The organism is Bacillus mesophilum (assembly GCF_008923265.1).
Taxonomy (GTDB): Bacteria; Bacillota; Bacilli; order Bacillales; family Cytobacillaceae; genus Cytobacillus; species Cytobacillus mesophilum.
The window spans coordinates 13,622-32,895 of record NZ_WBOT01000009.1 but is presented as its reverse complement, the minus strand read 5'-3'; the positions used below and the strand labels follow the sequence as shown (position 1 = coordinate 32,895).

Genomic DNA, 19,274 nt, shown 5'->3' with positions numbered 1-19,274 from the left:
AGCCTCTCTTTCATTTAACTTATAATACGTTACTTTCCTTCTAATACTTCAACAGCTTCTTTTAATGTATCTTTTGTTCCCACATTCCCTGGGAAAACGATATAAGCAACGCCTGGGAATTTACTTTCTGCGCCTGTTTTCCATACAGGAATTCCTTTTTTAATTTGGCCGGCAACCTCCGCTCGTTTTACAGAAAGCCCAACCGTGCCAATGCTTGATGACGTAATTCCACCTTTTGCAACGATGTAGTTCGGACGGACTTCTAAGTCACGCACAATACTTGTTACCGCATCGGATATTTTAACAGAAAGCTGCAGTTCTTCTTCTTTCTTGTTTTCGCCCAAATCAAGTCGTTCTCTGCGTGTGTAATACACAACTGATTTTCCTTGTTTAATTAGATCTTCACATGTCGTACGAACCCGTTTAATTTCTGCTTCAAATTTTTCTGGCTCAAGGACAAGATGTACATCAAATTCAACTGGTGTTACTAGTCCGCTTGCCAATAGTTCGTTCAGCTGTTCTGTTGTCTTTTGTACATGTGATCCTACTGCAATTAAGCCGCCATGGTTTGTATCTTCTGTGATTAGCTCATCTCTCGATAATAATGGCTTATCTGATACTCCGCCTATGACTTTCGTGAGAGCAGCAGCACTGCGGCATAAGAATGTTTTTCCTTCTTTTAATGCTTGTAATAACGCAGTGACAAACACTTCAGCATCCACATAGTCAACAGCATTCACGACTATCTTTTGGAAGTTTGCAGCACTCATTAATTGCTGTTTTACAGCATCACTATTGCCTGAGCGAAGATCATCAAGGCTGATGTAGATGGTGTTTTCTTTTGTATACGCACCTTCTGTTTTTTCTTCAATCCACTCACCTAAATGCGAGGACTGAAAGCCGAATGTCCGGTCTTTAGCAAACTCTGTTTCTCCAGCCGGAACAAGATCATCTCCGTATTGGACATAATGGATGTTATTAATGGTTAAGCGGCCGCCTTCTTTGAAAAATGGCATAATAATTTCGCCATCAAATACAGTGCTTGATTGCTGCTCAATCGTTGTTTTCAGCGTTTCTGTTTCTAATGGATAGTGTCCGCGTAACGTTGAATCGCCACGGCTAATAAGGATAAAAGGAATACCTTCTTCTTCGGAAACTTCCTGAACACGCTGGGCAATCTCTTCGTGGGCGATCTTCGTTTCCTTCGATGTGAATCCACGAGAATTAGTCAGCAGGAAAAACATACGATTTTCTTCTCGAAAGCCTTTTACAATGCTTTCTTTCGTCCAATCTGTATAAACTGAGATTCCATGCACTGTTTGCACGCCCGTTGGATCATCGTCCAGTACAACAACTTTGTGCTTGAAATTCGTTTGTTCAGCTTCTAAGCGTGCCTGGATGTCAGTTCGATTAAGTTCTTTAAGATTCGATAGTAATGCTGAAGCCTTTACTGTGTCCATGTTATTTCACCTCTTTAGAAACTTCGATGTTCGCAAGCTTTTCATAATGCTGAACAATACTTGCATGGTCTAGTGCTTCTTTCCCATCCGCTTTTAAACTATGGAAAATTTCAAGCAGCTGGCTGGAAAGAGGGAGCGGAACAGCCAGTTCATGAGCTGTATTCATTACATTTGTTAAGTCTTTCATGTTGATATCTACACGGCCGCCCGCTTTAAAATTACGTTCTAAAATCATTGGGATTTTTGCATCCATAACCGTACTTCCAGCAAGTCCTCCGCGGATTGCCTGGTACATCTTTTCAAGATCAATGCCGGCTTTTGCTGCTAAAATCAGCGCTTCAGATACGGCTGCAATATTTAGGTTTACGATAATTTGATTCGCCAGCTTCGCAGTTGTTCCGCAGCCTGAATCTCCTACACGTACGATATCTGTACCCATTGCAAGAAGTACATTTTTCACAGATTCAAAGGCTTCTTCGTCTCCGCCAACCATAATGGAAAGTGTTCCATCAATTGCTTTCGGCTCGCCGCCACTAACTGGTGCATCAAGGAATCGTACTCCACCTTTTGCAGCCATTTCTGCCATTTCTTTTGACTCGACAGGAGAGACAGAGCTCATATCAATGATAATCGCTCCTTCACTTGTCCCTTCCATTACTCCGTTTTCTCCGAATACCGCTTGGCGAACATGTTCTCCTTTTGGCAGCATTGTAATCACAACATCACTTGCCGCTCCTACTTCTTTGCCTGAAGCAGCTGGCTCGGCTCCTTCTGCCGCTAAAGTATCTACCGCTGCTTTGTTTATATCAAAAACCGTTACAGTGTTTCCGTTTTTCAAAAGGTTCCGCACCATAGGCAATCCCATAATTCCTAATCCGATAAATCCAACTTTATTTGCCATTCTAGTCATCTCCGTTTCTAGTTCATTAAAGAGTATTCAAAAGGTTTATAGTCCTGGTAAAAATCCTTGGAACATACTTAAAATATATACAACTGTTAATGCAGTTACACCTGACAGGAATCCGCCTATGCTCCATACCATTAATGTTTCTGTCATTGATAGGCGTCCGAATTTACTTACAACCCAGAAACCAGAGTCATTTGGCATTGATAACCCAACACCACCTGCACAGATCGCTAATCCTAGTAAAACTGGCGATACGCCAAGCTCCACAGCCATTGGCCCTAAGATTGCTGATGTGGTTACAAGGGCCACCGTTGCAGAACCAAGGGATGCGCGAAGAATTTGTGAGAATAAGAAAGCAAGCAATAACGCTGGGATACTTAGTCCCTGCATTAAATCAATGATTAAATCGCCTAATCCTGTTTCTTGAACAATTTTTCCAAATGCTCCACCGGCACCTGTAATAAGAAGAACCATCCCGCTTTGATCGAAAGCATCTGAGAAAATCGTTTTCGTATCTTCTTTAATATAAGGTTTTAGAACAAACATTGCGGCAATCACACTAATTAACAATGCGACGTTTTTATCACCGATAATGGCAAAGAACGTCGGAACAGCATGTTCAGGATTGTCAGCAAAGAATAGGTTCACAACCGTATTTGATAAAATTAAGACAATCGGAAGAGCCAGCATTGCAAAAGAAAGAACTGTTGAGATTTCTTTTCTGCCAGTATTGTCTTCTGCAATCATCTCATCAGAAACTTCTGAATCATGAAGACGCCCTTCATTTGTAATGCGCTTCCCGATAAATTTCCCATAGATTACTCCGCCAACGAGAACCGCTGGGATTGAAACAAGTAGACCATATAAGAAGAATACTCCAATATCAGAACCTGTTTGGTCTGCTACGACCAATGGACCTGGAGTTGGGATAATTAAGCTATGTGCTGTAATAAGTCCAATTGCTAAGATTGCCACTAAAGCAGAAAGTGAAATCTTTGTTTTGATTGAAAGACTCTGAATTAATTTGTGTAAAATAATAAATGCTGCATCAAAAAATACAGGAATGGATACGGTAATGGATGTTGCCGCTAAAGCGTAAGGAGATTTTTTAATTCCAAATGCTTTAAGCATTCCCGAAGCAATTTTACTAATTGCCCCGGAAGCAGCTAAGTACTGACCAAATATAATTCCGAGACCAATAAGAATACCAACACCCGTTAAGGTACTCCCGAATCCGCTTGCCATAATACCCGCTACGTCTCGAACAGGTATACTGGACACAAATCCAAGACCTAATGCGACTACTAAAAGAGAGACAAATGCATCCCACTTGAATTTAATGATGAGTAAAAACAATGCAGCTAATGCAATAATAAAGGCAATAATTAAGGCATTTCCAGTTAACATATACGTTTCCCCTTTAGTGAATATATTGAACAGATAGCGTTTTCAATTGTTTCACTTTTTTATTTTTTCATTTTCGTAACAGCTAATCTTGATTTATTAACCGCTTTCTTTATGGTTTCTCCCCCAACCGCTACAACTCTTGTATAAAGAGTATCTAAAAAGGCAAGCTGCACGAGTCTGCTTGTCATCGCATCCGATCGTGTTGCTGTTTCTTGTGCCTGTGTCAAAAGTAAAATATCCGCCATTTTTGCTAGTGTCGTATTTTCATTTGACGTAATCATAATGACAGTCGCACCACTTGACTTAGCCATATGAACCACCTCAATAATGTTGACGGTTTCACCAGAGTGCGAGATAGCAATGACAACATCATTCTCTGTCATTTGGCTTGCATATATCGCCTGATAATGAGGATCTTTCTCTGCCAAAACGGTGCCGCCAATTCTCATAAACTTATGAGCGCCATCTTCAGCAATCGTACCTGAGAGCCCTTGTCCGAAGAAGAAAATTCGTCCAGCTTCAGCGATGAGCTTAACAGCCTTTTCCATCTCTTCTACTTTTATCTTTTCTTTCGTCATCAGCATTGCTGCCGAAAACTGATCCCCTATCTTCGTAAACACTGTGTCTGCTAAATCGTCCTCCAAGATGGCGGTTTCATTTGCAGCTAAATTGGAATGCTGATTGGCAAGTTCTTGAGCCAGCGTTACCTTAAGCTCTTGATAACTTGTATATCCAAGCTTTCGATATAAACGGATAATACTGGGTTCGCTTACATTACTTAATAAAGAAAGCTCATTCATTGATAATAAAAATGGCTTATCGTGTTTCTTAAGCTGATCGATAATTTTTAATTCTGAGGCAGTAAGAGAATCTTCTTTTTGAAGAATTCGCTCTTGAAAACTTAGCATCTACACACCTCCATATAAGTTTGTAGTAATAATACTACATAAAAAACGCTTTCACAATAGAAAAAAGTGATTTTCATCACTTTTTGTTCAAAATATCGACAAAATTAGAGTAATATATTACGATTACTTTGTAATTAAACTACACAGCAAGGAGATTTGTAATGTTTACTACAACAAAAAAATTACTTCAACTAGCAGAAGAAACAAATAGCGCAATTGCCGCTTTTAATTGCTATAATGCCGAAACCGCACAAGCAGCCATTCAGGCTGGAGAACGTGCAAACAAGGGTGTCATCATTGCCTATGGTGAACGATACAAGGATTATATGAATCTGGAAGCCTTTGCTGCCTTTACAAAATCACTGGCAGAACAAGCTTCCATTCCAGTTGCTCTTCATCTGGATCACAGCTATGAAATTTCTACAATTGAACGCGCAATTGCTTCAGGCTTTTCTTCTGTTATGTACGATGGATCAGCTCTTTCTTTAGAAGAAAACGTGAAAACAACCAAACATGTCGTTGAGATGGCGCATGCTGCAGGCGTATTTGTTGAGGCTGAGATCGGGTCAATGGCGAAAGGTGACTTCTCTGATGAGGAAGAAGGTGATGGAAAACTAACAGATCCTGACGAAGCAATTTCGTTTGTTAAAGAAACCAATGTAGATTTCCTTGCCGCATCCATCGGAACTGTACACGGCATGTATAAAGGCGAGCCGAAATTAGACCACCAGCTGCTGAAAACGATTGCAGAATCTATTCAAATCCCACTCGTTCTGCACGGAGGTTCTGGAACACCTGAGGATCAAGTATTAAAAGCGATTAATCTAGGTATACGCAAAATCAATGTAAATACAGAAGTGTCATTAGCTGCTGTGACAGAAATCGCAAATCAGCTGAATGAGCAGCCGCAAATTCATTTAAGCAATTTAATGACCGCTGCTCAAGATGTTATGGCTGAACAGATGTATCAGATTATTGAGCTGTATAAGAATAAGTAATTGATTATTACGTTATAGCCGTTTGCGTATGTAACCAATCATTCTGATATCCCCCCGAACACAAAGCTCCCAAAAGGGCTAGTATATTATGAAAAAGACAGGTTGTTTAGACACCTGTCTCTTTGTTTAGGAGTAATGTATAGCCTCTAAGAGTTATTTAAACATTGATTTTACACTCGTATTTTTCTCTTTATAAAGATAAACTCATCAATAGCCATGTGACCGATATCACAGACAACCACTCTCCATTTCACCTACCATTTTTCTTAACCTGGCTGTTATGAAGGAGAAGAAAATGATGTCTTATGGAGAAATTCCGACTCTCAAACCTGCGTTAACATCCGTCATGTGGAAAACCGTTTCTGAAGCATGCAATCTGGCATGTGACTACTGCTATTACAGTCAGTGCAACGGAATGCCTAAGAAGATCGAACACATAGATGACACCGTATTAGAAAAATTCATTACTGAATATATGAATATATCAAAAGGGTATGTCTCGTTTGTATGGCAAGGCGGGGAACCATTGTTAGCAGGAATAGACTTCTTCAGGAAAGTGGTTCACTTACAAGCAAAACATGCACCAAACAACACAATCATCAGTAATTCCATCCAAACAAATGGTACGTTAATAAATGAAGAATGGGCTTCATTCTTTAAAGAATATAACTTTCTGGTCGGCGTAAGCTTGGATGGACCAGAAGACATGAATGATGCCAGACGGGTCATGGGTTCTGGTAAAGGAAGCTATAAAAGAATAATGCGAGGAATTGAGTATCTTAAAGATGCAAATGCAGACTTTAATATCCTGACCGTTTTACATGAGAATAATATTACAAGAGCAGCTGATCTAATGAAATTTTATCAGGAACAAAATTTCCCTTTTGTTCAGTTCATTCCCTGCATGGATTTTAGAGCACAGGAAATTAATAAACCAGGTGTTTTTCTTATTACTCCTAAACAATACGGTGATTTCTTATGCGATATTTTTGACGAGTGGTATAACGATGGTATGCCTCAGACATCCATCCGTTTCTTTGATGACATGTTAGCAGTGTACCTTAATCAGCATGCCGGCCTATGCTCTCACCTTGAAACCTGTCCCAAACACCTTGTTTTAGAACAAAACGGTGACGCATATCCATGCGATTTCTTTATACATGAAGAGTACCGATTAGGAAATGTCGGAGTTGATACTCTGGAAGATCTGCTTACAAATGAATTGATGGAGAATTTTCATGATCTAAAGCCAAACTTACCGGATCCATGCAAGTCTTGTGAATTCCTTCATTTATGTCATGGAGGCTGTCCTCGCAACAGAATCAAATCCAATAACGAATTCGGCGTCGAGTATTTTTGTGAAAGCCACAAACAAGTGTACCGCTATGCACATGAAAGAATGCAAATTGTCGCATCCAATGTAAAGAAAAAGAGAATCCAAGACCTTATTAATGCTGGTTATAAGATGCCTGGAAGAAATGATCATTGTATTTGTGGAAGCATGAAAAAATTCAAGAAATGCTGCGAGCCGTTGTTGAGTTTTAACTAATCGTATTAGATATAGAAATGCCTCCCTTTGAAAGGAGGCATTTTCATTTAATGTATTGGGGAAAGCAGTCTCATGATCTGTTTATAGAATCTGCTTAGGTCAGTTAATTTCCAGAACTATATTCCGATCAAAAAAAATCATAACCCATTCTCCACTAACCATTTCATAATGCTTTCTTCTCTTCTCTTACTATCGTCTTGCTGTCCGTCATATTTACGCATTTTCTTCTGAGAAACAATCTTTCCATCTGTCATAAACAGGATTCTTTCTGTTTTTGCAGCTACCTTTACATCGTGCGTAACGAGCATGATCGTTGTTCCATTTTGATTAATCTCAGCCAGAATGGCCATAATCTCTTCTGCCGATTTGCTGTCTAAGGATCCGGTCGGTTCGTCTCCAAAAAGGATATCTGGATTATTAATCAACGCCCTGCAGATGCCTGCCCTCTGCAGCTGTCCGCCAGAGCCTTGTGTGATCGTATGGTCTGCAAGTTTTTCTATCCCTGTCATCCTCATTAGTTTTTTTGCTTTTTGATTTATAGCATTTTTATCTGCCCCTGTCGAAACAAGTGCAGGAAACATAATGTTGTCAATCAGGGACAAGTTTTTTAATAGGTTAATATCCTGAAAGATAAATCCCATTTTTTTCAGTCGGATCTTTGCCAATTCTTCTTCCTTTAGACTGCTGATTTCCCGGCCTTTAAACCTCACACTGCCAGACGAAATACGATCCATTCCGCTTATATTGTATAACAGTGTTGACTTCCCGCTTCCGGATGGCCCCATAACCGATACAAACTCGCCTTTTTCTACCGTCAGATTTATATCCTTTAAGATATGAATCTCATTTCCCTTTCCTAACTTTACTATTTTGGTCATCTCGCTTGCTTCAAGTATATTGGTCATTTATGATTCCTCCCATGCCATTTTTTCTGTGAGTCCTAAGGTTATTGTGGGGGGTTTCTCTCTTTTTTGTGCTGCTATTTTCTAGATTCTAAACTTCACAGGGGTGTTTCTCCGCTTTCCACGACACCATTTTCTAGATTCTGGATTTCAGAAGGGTGTTTCACCACTTTTCGCGAAACTTTTTTCCAGATTCTGGATTCCATTGGGGTGTTCCCCCGCTTTTCGCGACACCATTTTCCAGATTCTAGATTACACGGGGTGTTTCTCCGCTTTTCGCGACATCATTTTCTAGATTCTGGATTTCACAGGGGGTGTTTCTCCACTTCTCGCGACACCATTTTCTAGATTCTGGATTTCACACGAGTGTTTCTCCACTTTTCGCGACACCATTTTCCAGAATCTAGATTATAAAGGGGTGTTTTCACCCCCTCGCAACCACATTTTCCAACTGCAAAGTGTAAAAGATCTACCTATCCCTTCCCACATCTCTGCTTAGCCGTATCAACTTCTTAAAACAACAGATAAATCACCTTTTACAGCCGTCCTACAAGATACAAATATCGTCAATCCAACGGCTATAAGCAGTGCTAAAGGACAAAGCAGCCACGTCTGCCATAAAATTTGAATAAAATCTATTCTTGCTGCTCCCATAGAAGACATAGCCAAACTTACAAGCCATTCACCTAGAAGATCCGAAGCAAGAACACCAATTGAGATCCCCAATAGCAGTACCATTAAAGTTCCAGCCATATACTGCTGGCGAATTTGTTTTAGCGTTAATCCCACACTTCGCATGATGGCAATCTGAGACATATCCTTTGATAAGAGCATCCGAAGAAATAATGCAGTAATTAAAACAGCTTTGATAATAGCAATGGAGATTCCGCCGATTACCACGACAAACATCTGATCGATGATATTTCCAAGTGTCTGCTGCGTATATTCTTCAATATCATTTACCTGTGCTGAGCGATAAGCATTTTGGTAGTAATCCATTTTCTCCTGTATACTAACGCCTTCAGCCAAATCCAGACTCACAATATACCAAAGAATAGCTTCTTCATTTACTCCAAGACTGCTATGCGCCTTTGCTGTTTTTCCTCCGTTCGTAATATCCTGATAGATACCCGTAACGGTTAGCGTCTGTTCCTTCCTGCCAGTCCTGACAGTTACTTCATCTCCAACTTTCTTGTTTAACCCGTCTTTTGCAGCATTTGCAAATGATAGCGCTATTTCTCCTTCCCTCTCCGGAGCTCTGCCTTCCAGGAATGTTAATGGAAACAAGGAAAAATCCCCGGTTTCAATATTCATAGTGTTCCAGGAACCATCTTCGTTTTTCACCTGGTAAGAGCTTGTTTTATAGGGTGCAAACTCTTCTATATCATGATCATTTTTCAACTCTTCCTGCAGCTTGATAAAATCTTCTGTAATGGTATCCGTTCTGCGAAGATCCATTCTCATATCCTGTTTTCCGATCCCCATATAGGTGGAAAACTGAGGGGAATGGATCGTGTTATAGATATTTACTGGGAGTATGATAATAAATGTACATATAATAAAAATAACAAATAAAAGCCTGTATAGCTTGAAACGCTTCGCTGTATCCCTCAGTCCCATGTAAATATTCGTGCTGAAGAACTTGTTATTTAGCAGTGGAAAACTGTATTTCCCAGTCTTACCGGACTCCATGATATCTCCACGCAAAGCCTTCACTGCCGAGATCTTATCGATTCTTTTCAGTATTGATTTGCAGTACATCACAATCATGAGATAGACAAGCAATGGAGCTATAAGCGAAAGGATGTATTTTAAACTCCCTGTTAAATCAGAGGAGATATAAAGTCTCATATGACTGTTTAATAGATTTACAATAGCAAAGGAAAGGAGATACCCAGCCAGACCGGCAGCAATGGAAATGAATCTGTATTTGTTAAGATAGACCTTTTGAATATCTTTTTTGGCTAGCCCCATGGCTTTCATCACACCGATTTCTCTAATATCCTCATCAATCGTTGCCAGAAATGTAAGCCGGATGCAGAGTGAAGCAATCACAATAAGCAGAATACTGATCAATATAATGACAAGCGCAACAATCATATCTGACATGGCGTTAAACAACATAAAGATCTTTCCTTCAATAATCGGACCGTTTGCCGGAAGGCCAGATTCCTGATAGGCATTTTGAACAGCAGCAGAATCACCAGTTTCCTTCAGCTTAAATTCAATCAAAAATTCCAATTCCCCAGCCTGCATTTTCAGCATCTCATTATAGTCATCCTGATGGATCACAAATCTTTTCGAAGAAGTAAGAGGAGAGTTCATCTCAAAATCTCTTGCATAATCTGAAATGATAAACTCCTTATTATACCCACCGCTTTTCACTGCAATATGATCACCAATTTCTAAATCATATTTTTCCATAAAATAGATCGGAACAGCTGCGGAACCTGGATTTACATTCAGCTTTTCATTATCAAGATCCAAGATAAAATCAAAATTCTTATTTTGCACCACAAAAGAAATATCCTGTATCGTTCCAGCCATCGTTTGATTTTGACCGAAATGAATATTGCTTCCATCAATATTCTGAAGCACCATCGTCTCCTGCATGGCAATATGGTCACGATATTGTTCAGTGAATCGATCGATCTCTGCCTGATCATAATCCCCGGCATGCATCACCGTAATGTCAGCTGGCACTGCACGTTTCTGAAAATTTGACATCCCCTGAATCAGATTGGCAATGTTATTAGTTGCACTGGCTGCTAAAATAACGGCCATTGTAATAAATAAGAAGACCGTGATCGTGACCAGTTTATTTCGGTTGAAATCGTTCTTAATCATTTTTAGAAACATTAACTTTTCTCCCTCCTTCACCTTTGTCTGGATTCGAGCTATCTTTTACTTTAGAGGAATCAACCCCTCTTTTTATACTGTTCTCTTTGATTTCAATGATGATAATTGTTTGTGCTGTAGCAATCATACGAAATGGTATTTATTGGGTACAGGTGTTTAAGACTGATTGTTTACTACGTCTTGAGCTGTATTTCCGTAAGGGAAAGGAGGAAGAGAAGCATAAGGAGAACTAGTTATTAAAGCTAGCAATTACGAGAGTTTTGCTAATAACATTTTGCTGATGAAATTTCGCAGAAAAAAAGAAGCCTGCCACAAAACTCATGGGAAGCTTCCTTATTAATTAGAACCTCTTCAAACATAAACTAGACTTGCATAATTTGATGGAAATCTTTTATATACATATCGAAAACATCTTCAATTTTTAAATTCCGTGCGTCCTTTAATTTTTCAGACTCCACCCACTCTTCCGCCATTTTAATGACCTGCGGGTAATCCTCTGACATTAATTGGTGAACAGGCTTCGCTTTTTCGTAATCAATACTTAAATCAAAGTACACATTAATGAGGATTGATAATTGTTCAAGATACATGATTGGTCCATCTATACTTATAGGCTTTCTGCTTAGATATGGTGTTGTATCTTTTAAATTTGTACTGCCGCCATATTTATCCTTCGCAGCATATTTAAGATTGCGGATTCCACTCATGTAGAATGCACTAAAACATAATGGACAAGGCTCTAGAGTTGAGTATAATACATACGCGTTAACTTTCTTATGTATTCTGTTGTCTAATTTTAATAATGCATTAACCTCCGCATGCGCCAATTCATTATGCGATATAACTGTATTCGATAATTGATTAAACGTAGCACATTTCCCTCTTGAAACAATATTCCCTTTGTCATTAAAAACTATTGCCCCGACCGGTTTAGAACCTTCTTGGAAAGACTCCCATGCTATTTGAAAACATTCCTGCCATTCATTTGTAAAATCTGTCCATTTCACTTGAACCACTCCATATTGAAAATAATCATAAAAAAAGGAAAAACCTATTAACCTTTCTAAACTTTTTATATTCAATAGATTGGAAGTAATATCCTTCTATAAAAAATGAATAAAACCTTATATAAATTATTTCGGAATAAAATAAAAAGAGCCAGTTTCACATCGAAAACTGACTCTTTGAAAACACCATGGCAGATCTCTTATATAATTTAAATTTGTACTTCTCTTAGAAAAAGACCCACAAAGTACTGATGCTTAACGTTATGATTAATAGAATTAATAACGGTCCGCCAATTTTAACAAAGTCCATGAATTTATATCCTGCAGGGAGAATTTGCATATTTACCGCTGTACCATAGTGAGTTGCGATCGCTAAATTCGAACAAGCTGCAATAACAATAACCCAAGGCAGTGGACTAATACCGAGAGAAAATGCTATTGAAATAACAATTGGCGTGAGCATTGCAGCAGCAGCATTGTTCTGCATGATGTTCGTCAAGAGACTTGTCAATGTTATAATAACTACTGTTAATACTACAATAGAGGCAGTTTCTCCACCAAACAGGGATAAAACAGAATTTGCAATAAGCTCTCCGCCGCCTGAGGCATCCAAACCAGCTCCTAATCCGGAAATGACACCAATTGTGATTAAAATGTCCCACGGTAGGTTAGCAAACGCTTTCTTTGCAGACACAGCCTTAGATCCTAACACAATCATTGCTCCAACCAGACCTATAATCCCGATATTTAAATAATTCTTAAATGGGTCAAAGCCAGCAATCAAGAAGAGTACAATACAAAGAATCATTGTATATAAGGCAACTCTTCCTTTCCACTTAGGTACACCATCGGCTTTTTCTTGTAGTGCATCTTGTGAAGCGGTTGCATATACATTCCCTTTATCGAAATCTGGACTTTCTGGTTTCAAAGCCCATTTTAAAATTGGGTAACCGATTGTTGCCCAATAAAGAATTTGTACAATAGCAGCAGGAAGCATGATTTTCGTCATATCAAACATGGCCATCCCTGCTTCAAAACCTTCATATCCTTGGAGAATGGCATTGGCTGAAAGTTGTGAAGTTGATCCAATCAGCGTGCTTCCCCCACCAATAACAGCAGCCGTTCCTGCTACGAAAATAACCATTTTCGAGCGGATACGTCCCATTGATCCTGCAGCAACAGCAGCAATAATTGGCATCCAAATCGCAACCGAACCATTATTACTCATAAATGCAGACATAACGGTACAAATAATAGCGACTGTTATGATAAAACGCCTTTCCGTCTTAGCCATAAAACTATTGCCTATTCTTTGCCCAATTTTTTGAGCAACACCTGTTTCAAATAATGCATCGCTGACAATCAGCATCCCGACTACCATTGGCCAGCCTGGTGAACTAAAACCTGAATATACAGAGGATAATTCCATTTCAGGAATAAAGAACGCCATTGCTAAAGAACCAAAAATAGCTATAACACTCATTGGCAATTTATTAGAAATGAATAGTATTATTGTTATAATTGATATGATTATCGCAATATAACTCGAGTCCATTGTGCAGCCTCCTTTTAGTTAAGATACTAGCTGGAAATAAGGTTTTTCTATAAGTTTCAGAGAATACAAATACATTTTGCACCTGTATTCTCCTGCTATTAAAATCTATACTTCTTCCCACTCAGTACCTTCCCATTTTGGATGGTTATAGACGGCTGGGTCTGCAACATATGGCCACCTTTTGCCATTAACGATTGCCAGACATCCTTCTACACATGATGTAGCCATCTTTATTACCGCTTCACGAGTTTGGGCCGCCGAGTGCGGACTAAGCACTAAATTAGGACAATTTAACAAAGGATCATCTGCCCCTAGTGGTTCATTACAGAATGCATCAAAGCCAGCTCCTGCAATCGTTCCATTGTTAAGCGCTTCCACTAAGTCGCCTTCATTTACAATTCCGCCGCGGCTTGTATTGATAATGAGTGCTGTTTTTTTCATCGTTGATAGTTCTTTTTTTGATATCATATTTTCGGTTTCTTTCGTAAGAGGAACATGTACAGAAACAATATCACATTCCTCCAGCAATTTCCGATAATCTCCAAAGTATTCAATGCCCATTTTTTCGGCATCCTCTGGTTTAAAGAAAGGATCGTATCCAGCAACATTCATACCGATCCCTTTACAAATTTTTGCTGTTTCTTGTCCAATGGAACCTAACCCAATGATCCCTACTGTTTTCCCTTGTAATTCAAAAGCCTTCTTCAGTCCCCGCACTTCCCAATTTCCGGCGACCAATTCTACTTGCCCTTCAAATAAATTTTTCGCTAAGGAAAACATTAAAGCAACTGCGTGTTCAGCAACACTGCGGTTGTTAGCTCCGGGAGTTATTACCACAGGAATTCCATGCTTGGATGCCGTTTCGACATCCACAGTATCGTAACCAACACCAGTACGGCCGATTACCTTTAAGTTCGGACTGTTCTCGATAGCGTTTCCATCGCACTTTGCAATTCGCACAATTAAGGCATCAGCATCTTTCATCTCATCTAAGTAATTATTGGGGTCTTGATTATCTGCAACATAAATATCAGCTATCCCGTCAAGCAGTTCCATCCCTTCAGATGTAACTGCTTGTGTCATAACAAATTTCATGCTGTACCTCCTCTTATTTGGATCAGGTCCATTTATATAAAAATATTAATTCATGCCTTTTTCTTTATTTTCGCTCAATACTTTTTCTAACGCTGCAACGCCTTCATCACTTAGATAATTGAAAGGACGGCGGCAATCCCCAACTGGATAACCTAGTAATGATACTGCTTTTTTCACTACAGTGTTAGGGTTTCCGTATTGGAATACCGAACGGAAACTAGCAATGGAATCTTGTGCCATTTGCGCTTCTTCTAATTTTCCTTGTTTGAACAGATTATAGATGGAAGACAGTACTTGAGGGTACACATTAGAACAGCCAGCAATTCCACCGGTACCGCCTTCTTTTAAGCAAGGCAGAATAAGAGAATCATTACCTGATAGAACATAAAAATCTTTCTCTAATTCTCTTGTCAGATGAATATAAGCCTGCAGATTGTCCCAGTCACCGCTTGAATCTTTCGCCCCTACAATCACATCTACATCTTTCGCTAATTTAGCCACTGTTTCCGGCAAGAGTTTATTTCCAGTACGAGCAGGGATATTATATAGAACAATTGGTACGTCTACATGTTTCGCTACTTCAACAAAATGATCGTAAAGTTCTTTCTGAGAAGCTAGAGCAAAGCTAGGAGTAATAATCGATAGAATATCGGCTCCTAATTCCTGTGCCTTTACACTCATTCGCACTGTATCTTTAGTAGAGATCAGTCCAGAACCAGCGTATACAGGAACACGGCCTTTCACCTTATCGATGGTATATTCTAAAACTTCGACTTTTTCAGCCTCACTTAGGATATAACCCTCCCCATTCGTTCCAAAAGGAAAGATCCCGTGTACCCCGCCGTCAATTTGCCGATCAATTTGGTTTCCCAGCTCTTCTAAATTTACACTTTCGTCCTGTTTCATTGGTGTTAAGATTGGGGAAATGATTCCTTCTAATTTAATGTTTTTCATATGAAAACACTCCTTTTTTTATTTCAGAATCTTATCAGCTATTCTGCAAAAAACATCTTCAGTGCCGAAGCCGCCTGATTTGGATATGACTTGCAGTTTTTTCCCATTATGTTCAATGATGGATAAAACAGCACCCTTCTCGATTTCGCATAATAGTTTAATTTGTGTGGATCCGATTACATTTAAGAAACCCATCAGCGTATCGCCGCCCGTCATCAAAATGGTGCAATCCTTCTCGCTATTCATGATTTCTTCAGCAAGATGTCCATGGGCTTCGGCAATAGCGAATCTTAGACTTTCTTGAGGTTTATTGTCTTTTCCATTGTCATTTATGACGTCCTCGAATGTATCAACTATGACTTTATTATTTTCCTGACTGATTTCCAGCAGCTCTTGAATAAATGTTTTTCCTTCTGGGCTATTAAAATAATTCATTGGGCTTTTTTGCCGAAGGGTTAAGCGCTTACGACTAAAACCGTGCTTTTCAGCAAAATCCAATTGTTTTCCCGTTATCTTATTTAGACTGCCGCATGCTATATACAGTCCTTCTGTTTTCCGATAAGATGCAGTTTCTGTACGATTAAAGGAAAGGATATTCGCTAATCGATCTGCCAGCGCTGTGCACCCAGCAAAATATTTCACTGTATTATTTTGCATTAATTCATTCAATCGTTTATCTATATCATCAACAGTGCTCGAGTCACACACTAGAATTCTAGTGTGTTTGATTGTATCCCAGTCGATTGCTTCTTCACTGGTGATCACATCCACAGCAATGTCGCTTTGATCTTTAATAATATCGGGTATAAATGATTTTGTGACCGGTTCAAAAGGATCCTTGCCAAATACACTGTGTTCTAATAATTGACCTGAAATATAACTCGTGCCCTCTTTTATCACTCGATCAATTTCAGGATGCGCAGGTATAAAGAAAAGTGTTTCATCCGGGTAAGAGTCGCAAACAGCCTGGAGCTCTGATCCAATATTCCCGCGAAGGGCTGAATCCGTTTTCTTGAAGATCATCTCAATTCCTTGTTCTCTCGCCCAATCCGAAATCTTCCTAACAGATTCATAAGCCGCTTCTTTTGATAGAGGTCTAGATTCAGTGTCTATGACCAAAACCTCTGTATTTGAAGGGATTTCATCCGTTTTAAAATTAAAGTTATTGAAAACCTGTGTAGAAATCCCCTTTTCTGCAAATTGAATACCAGTGTCAAGAGCTCCGGTAAAATCGTCAGCGATAATCAGTAATTTTACCATTTTTTTCTCCTATCTATTGTTGGCGTATAAAGTAGCGTATTCAATTGCATTCAGCAGACTAACCGGACTTGCCGTACCCTTGCCAGCTTGGTCAAACCCAGTACCATGATCAACCGATACGCGAACGATAGGAAGACCTAACGTAATGTTAATGCCTGAGACAGCATCCCATTTATTTAATTCTTTATTGAAAACGAACCCTTTTAATTTGATTGGTATATGACCTTGATCGTGATACATAACGACCACAATATCATACCAGCCGCCAGCCATCTTCGAAAAGATCGTATCAGATGGAACAGACTGTTCATCTGGAATGATGATACCTTCCTTCATCGCCTGTTCAATTGCCGGCTGAATTTCTTCTATTTCTTCTCGTCCAAATAATCCATTCTCACCCGCATGAGGATTTAATCCCGCTACGCCGATCTTTGGTTTTTCAATCCCTAATTTTTTACAAGCTTCATCAGCGAGACGGATTACTTCCAGCACACGATCTTTCTTCACTCTGTCACATGCCTCGCGCAGGGAAACATGTGTCGAAACATGAGCAACCCGCATACTATCGTGAGCCAGCATCATCGAGTAGCTTTTGGTATTAGTGTAATCAGCATATATTTCAGTATGGCCTGAATAATGGTGGCCAGCTAAGTTCATTGCCTCTTTGTTTAAAGCATTCGTTACGGTCCCATCAATTTCTTCATTAACAGCAAGCTCGATGGCTTTTGTTACATACTGAAATGCTGCTTCTCCACACATAGCCTGCACTTTTCCAAATTCTTTTTTGGACATATCTACTAGATTCATATCGAGTACATCAATAACGCCATATTCATATTTTGCTTGTTTTACATCGTTAAAAGAATTCACTTTAAGTTCGTTTTCCAGCTGAAGTATTCCGATTGCTTCTTCTATGCAAGACGCATCTCCAATAATGAATGGTTTACATTGCTGATAAACTTCTGATTTCGCCAAAGCTTTTACTGATAACTCTGGGCCGTTTCCTGCAGGGTCACCCATTGTAATTCCGATGATTGGTTTTTTATTCAAAATAACTCAACTCCTAACCAATTACTTTTGAATATATTTGTCTGATATCTTCTTTTGATAATTCTTTTTTATTGTTTACTAACAATCTCTTCTGTTCGCTTCCAGCCTGAACCAAAAATTCCAGATCATCTTTTTGAATACCAAATTCATTTAAATTCACTGGTATATTGGTTACCTTTACGATGTCTGCAATTTCATCAATGACATATTGTGCTTTTTCATTAACACTTTTATCTGAATAAGAAGGATTAATTGCATCACATATGTCAGCGAGCTGATCAGCACACGCATCTTTGTTGAAATTCATAACGGTTTCAAAAAGAATCGCATTGGAAACACCATGAGGAATATGATATTTGCCTCCCAAAGGATATGACAAGGCATGGACCGCAGTCGTGCCGCTTCCAGTAATCGCAACTCCGCCGTAGAATGCTCCTATTAACATGGCCTCTTTTGCTTTCATATTCTCTGGCTCATTGTATGCTTGTCTAATATTCTCAAAAATAAGCTTTGCCCCTTCAAGTGCATAAACATTGGAAAACGGTGTAGCTTTATTTGACGTATAGCATTCTACCGCATGTGCAAGAGCATCTACACCAGTAGCAGCAATAATTTGTTTAGGTAAATTGCGAATCAGCTGCGGATCTAAAATAACATAATCCGGAATCATTTCATTATTCACGATTCCCTTTTTCACCTTTTCCTCTGGCACAGCCACGATTGCATTACAAGTAGCTTCAGAACCTGTTCCGCACGTTGTAGGAATCATAATGGTTTTGATTTTCTTCGCAGCTATTTGCGGTGTATCAAGTAAATCTTTCACGCTGTAAGAAGCACCAATTAAAACAGAGCATAATTTGGCTGCGTCCATAACGCTTCCTCCGCCAAAGCCAATAATTAAATCTGCTTGAGCATTTTTTGTTTCTTCCTGAATCTTTTCAACCTCTATATAACTAGGCTCTGGTTTAATGTCATCGTATACATTAAATTCTACACCTGTTTCCTCTAACACTTTGCAAAGCTCATCTACAAGGCCGGCATTTCGGATGCCTTTATCTGTATAAACAATAACCTTTCTTGCTGATTCCTTCTTCAATATATTTGAGAGTTCATGTAAACTTCCGCTGCCACCATATAAATTTGCAGGTATTGTCAATTGAAAGCCCATATTTTAAAACCCCTTTCTCAATCGTTTCATTTTGAAACATATATTTAATCTTTATTTAGAATTACTTAGAAAATTCTTTACAGTTCTAGTATCGTTCAGTTCCTGTTTCGTTTCAACCCGATAAAAATAAAAAAACGTTTAAATTTGAAACGTTTTCATTGTTTTATTTCTTTTTTATTTTTATACTATTAGTAA

General features: G+C 39.1%; 15 protein-coding genes. 2 read left to right on the top strand and 13 right to left on the bottom strand.

The genetic code is table 11. The features are described 5' to 3' along the window. Window positions 1–29 precede the first annotated feature (29 nt). Genes F7732_RS19865 through F7732_RS19850 form a run of 4 tightly spaced genes read right to left on the bottom strand, consistent with a single transcriptional unit; the run spans window position 30 to window position 4,682 of the window. Window positions 30–1,460 (bottom strand): four-carbon acid sugar kinase family protein, encoded by a 1,431-nt coding sequence (locus F7732_RS19865; RefSeq protein ID WP_151575802.1) that lies wholly within the window; start codon window positions 1,458–1,460, stop codon window positions 30–32. 1 nt (window position 1,461) lies between these two features. Continuing rightward, window positions 1,462–2,361 carry a 2-hydroxy-3-oxopropionate reductase gene (garR, locus tag F7732_RS19860; RefSeq protein WP_151575801.1) on the bottom strand — a complete coding sequence of 300 codons (900 nt, stop codon included), beginning with the start codon at window positions 2,359–2,361 and terminating at the stop codon, window positions 1,462–1,464. A gap of 45 nt (window positions 2,362–2,406) precedes the next feature. Further along, on the bottom strand, window positions 2,407–3,774 hold the full coding sequence (locus tag F7732_RS19855; protein ID WP_151575800.1) for a GntP family permease: 1,368 nt from the start codon (window positions 3,772–3,774) through the stop codon (window positions 2,407–2,409). A 59-nt stretch (window positions 3,775–3,833) separates the two neighbouring features. Beyond that, window positions 3,834–4,682 carry a MurR/RpiR family transcriptional regulator gene (locus F7732_RS19850; RefSeq protein WP_151575799.1) on the bottom strand — a complete coding sequence of 283 codons (849 nt, stop codon included), beginning with the start codon at window positions 4,680–4,682 and terminating at the stop codon, window positions 3,834–3,836. Window positions 4,683–4,843: 161 nt separating this feature from the next. On the opposite strand from F7732_RS19850, the gene F7732_RS19845 reads away from it, so the two are divergent. Further along, complete coding sequence (locus F7732_RS19845; protein WP_151575798.1) at window positions 4,844–5,680, top strand: class II fructose-bisphosphate aldolase; 837 nt, start codon at window positions 4,844–4,846, stop codon at window positions 5,678–5,680. Between the two features lie 298 nt (window positions 5,681–5,978). After that, entirely contained in the window at window positions 5,979–7,229 is a 1,251-nt protein-coding gene (locus F7732_RS19840) for an anaerobic sulfatase maturase (RefSeq protein WP_151575797.1), read from the top strand. A 137-nt stretch (window positions 7,230–7,366) separates the two neighbouring features. On the opposite strand, the gene F7732_RS19835 is transcribed toward F7732_RS19840, so the two are convergent. From F7732_RS19835 to F7732_RS19795, 9 genes are all read right to left on the bottom strand, one after another. Further along, window positions 7,367–8,134 (bottom strand): ABC transporter ATP-binding protein, encoded by a 768-nt coding sequence (locus F7732_RS19835; RefSeq protein WP_151575796.1) that lies wholly within the window; start codon window positions 8,132–8,134, stop codon window positions 7,367–7,369. Window positions 8,135–8,635: 501 nt separating this feature from the next. Beyond that, window positions 8,636–10,990: an ABC transporter permease gene (locus F7732_RS19830; protein WP_151575795.1), complete on the bottom strand. Its 2,355-nt coding sequence runs from the start codon at window positions 10,988–10,990 to the stop codon at window positions 8,636–8,638. A gap of 362 nt (window positions 10,991–11,352) precedes the next feature. Beyond that, complete coding sequence (locus F7732_RS19825) at window positions 11,353–11,997, bottom strand: nucleoside deaminase (protein ID WP_161598913.1); 645 nt, start codon at window positions 11,995–11,997, stop codon at window positions 11,353–11,355. Window positions 11,998–12,223: 226 nt separating this feature from the next. Continuing rightward, window positions 12,224–13,552 carry an SLC13 family permease gene (locus F7732_RS19820; RefSeq protein ID WP_151575793.1) on the bottom strand — a complete coding sequence of 443 codons (1,329 nt, stop codon included), beginning with the start codon at window positions 13,550–13,552 and terminating at the stop codon, window positions 12,224–12,226. 105 nt (window positions 13,553–13,657) lie between these two features. Beyond that, entirely contained in the window at window positions 13,658–14,647 is a 990-nt protein-coding gene (locus F7732_RS19815; protein WP_151575792.1) for a hydroxyacid dehydrogenase, read from the bottom strand. Between the two features lie 45 nt (window positions 14,648–14,692). After that, window positions 14,693–15,601, bottom strand: coding sequence for a 4-hydroxy-tetrahydrodipicolinate synthase (gene dapA, locus F7732_RS19810; protein WP_151575791.1), 909 nt, complete (start codon window positions 15,599–15,601; stop codon window positions 14,693–14,695). 18 nt (window positions 15,602–15,619) lie between these two features. Then, a complete protein-coding gene (locus tag F7732_RS19805) occupies window positions 15,620–16,861 on the bottom strand; it encodes a four-carbon acid sugar kinase family protein (RefSeq protein WP_151575790.1) in 1,242 nt (413 codons plus the stop codon). 9 nt (window positions 16,862–16,870) lie between these two features. Next, window positions 16,871–17,911, bottom strand: a complete 1,041-nt coding sequence (pdxA, locus tag F7732_RS19800; RefSeq protein ID WP_192913063.1) for a 4-hydroxythreonine-4-phosphate dehydrogenase PdxA — start codon at window positions 17,909–17,911, stop codon at window positions 16,871–16,873. A 13-nt stretch (window positions 17,912–17,924) separates the two neighbouring features. Then, window positions 17,925–19,079, bottom strand: coding sequence for an iron-containing alcohol dehydrogenase (locus tag F7732_RS19795; protein WP_151575789.1), 1,155 nt, complete (start codon window positions 19,077–19,079; stop codon window positions 17,925–17,927). Between the last annotated feature and the right edge of the window lie 195 nt (window positions 19,080–19,274).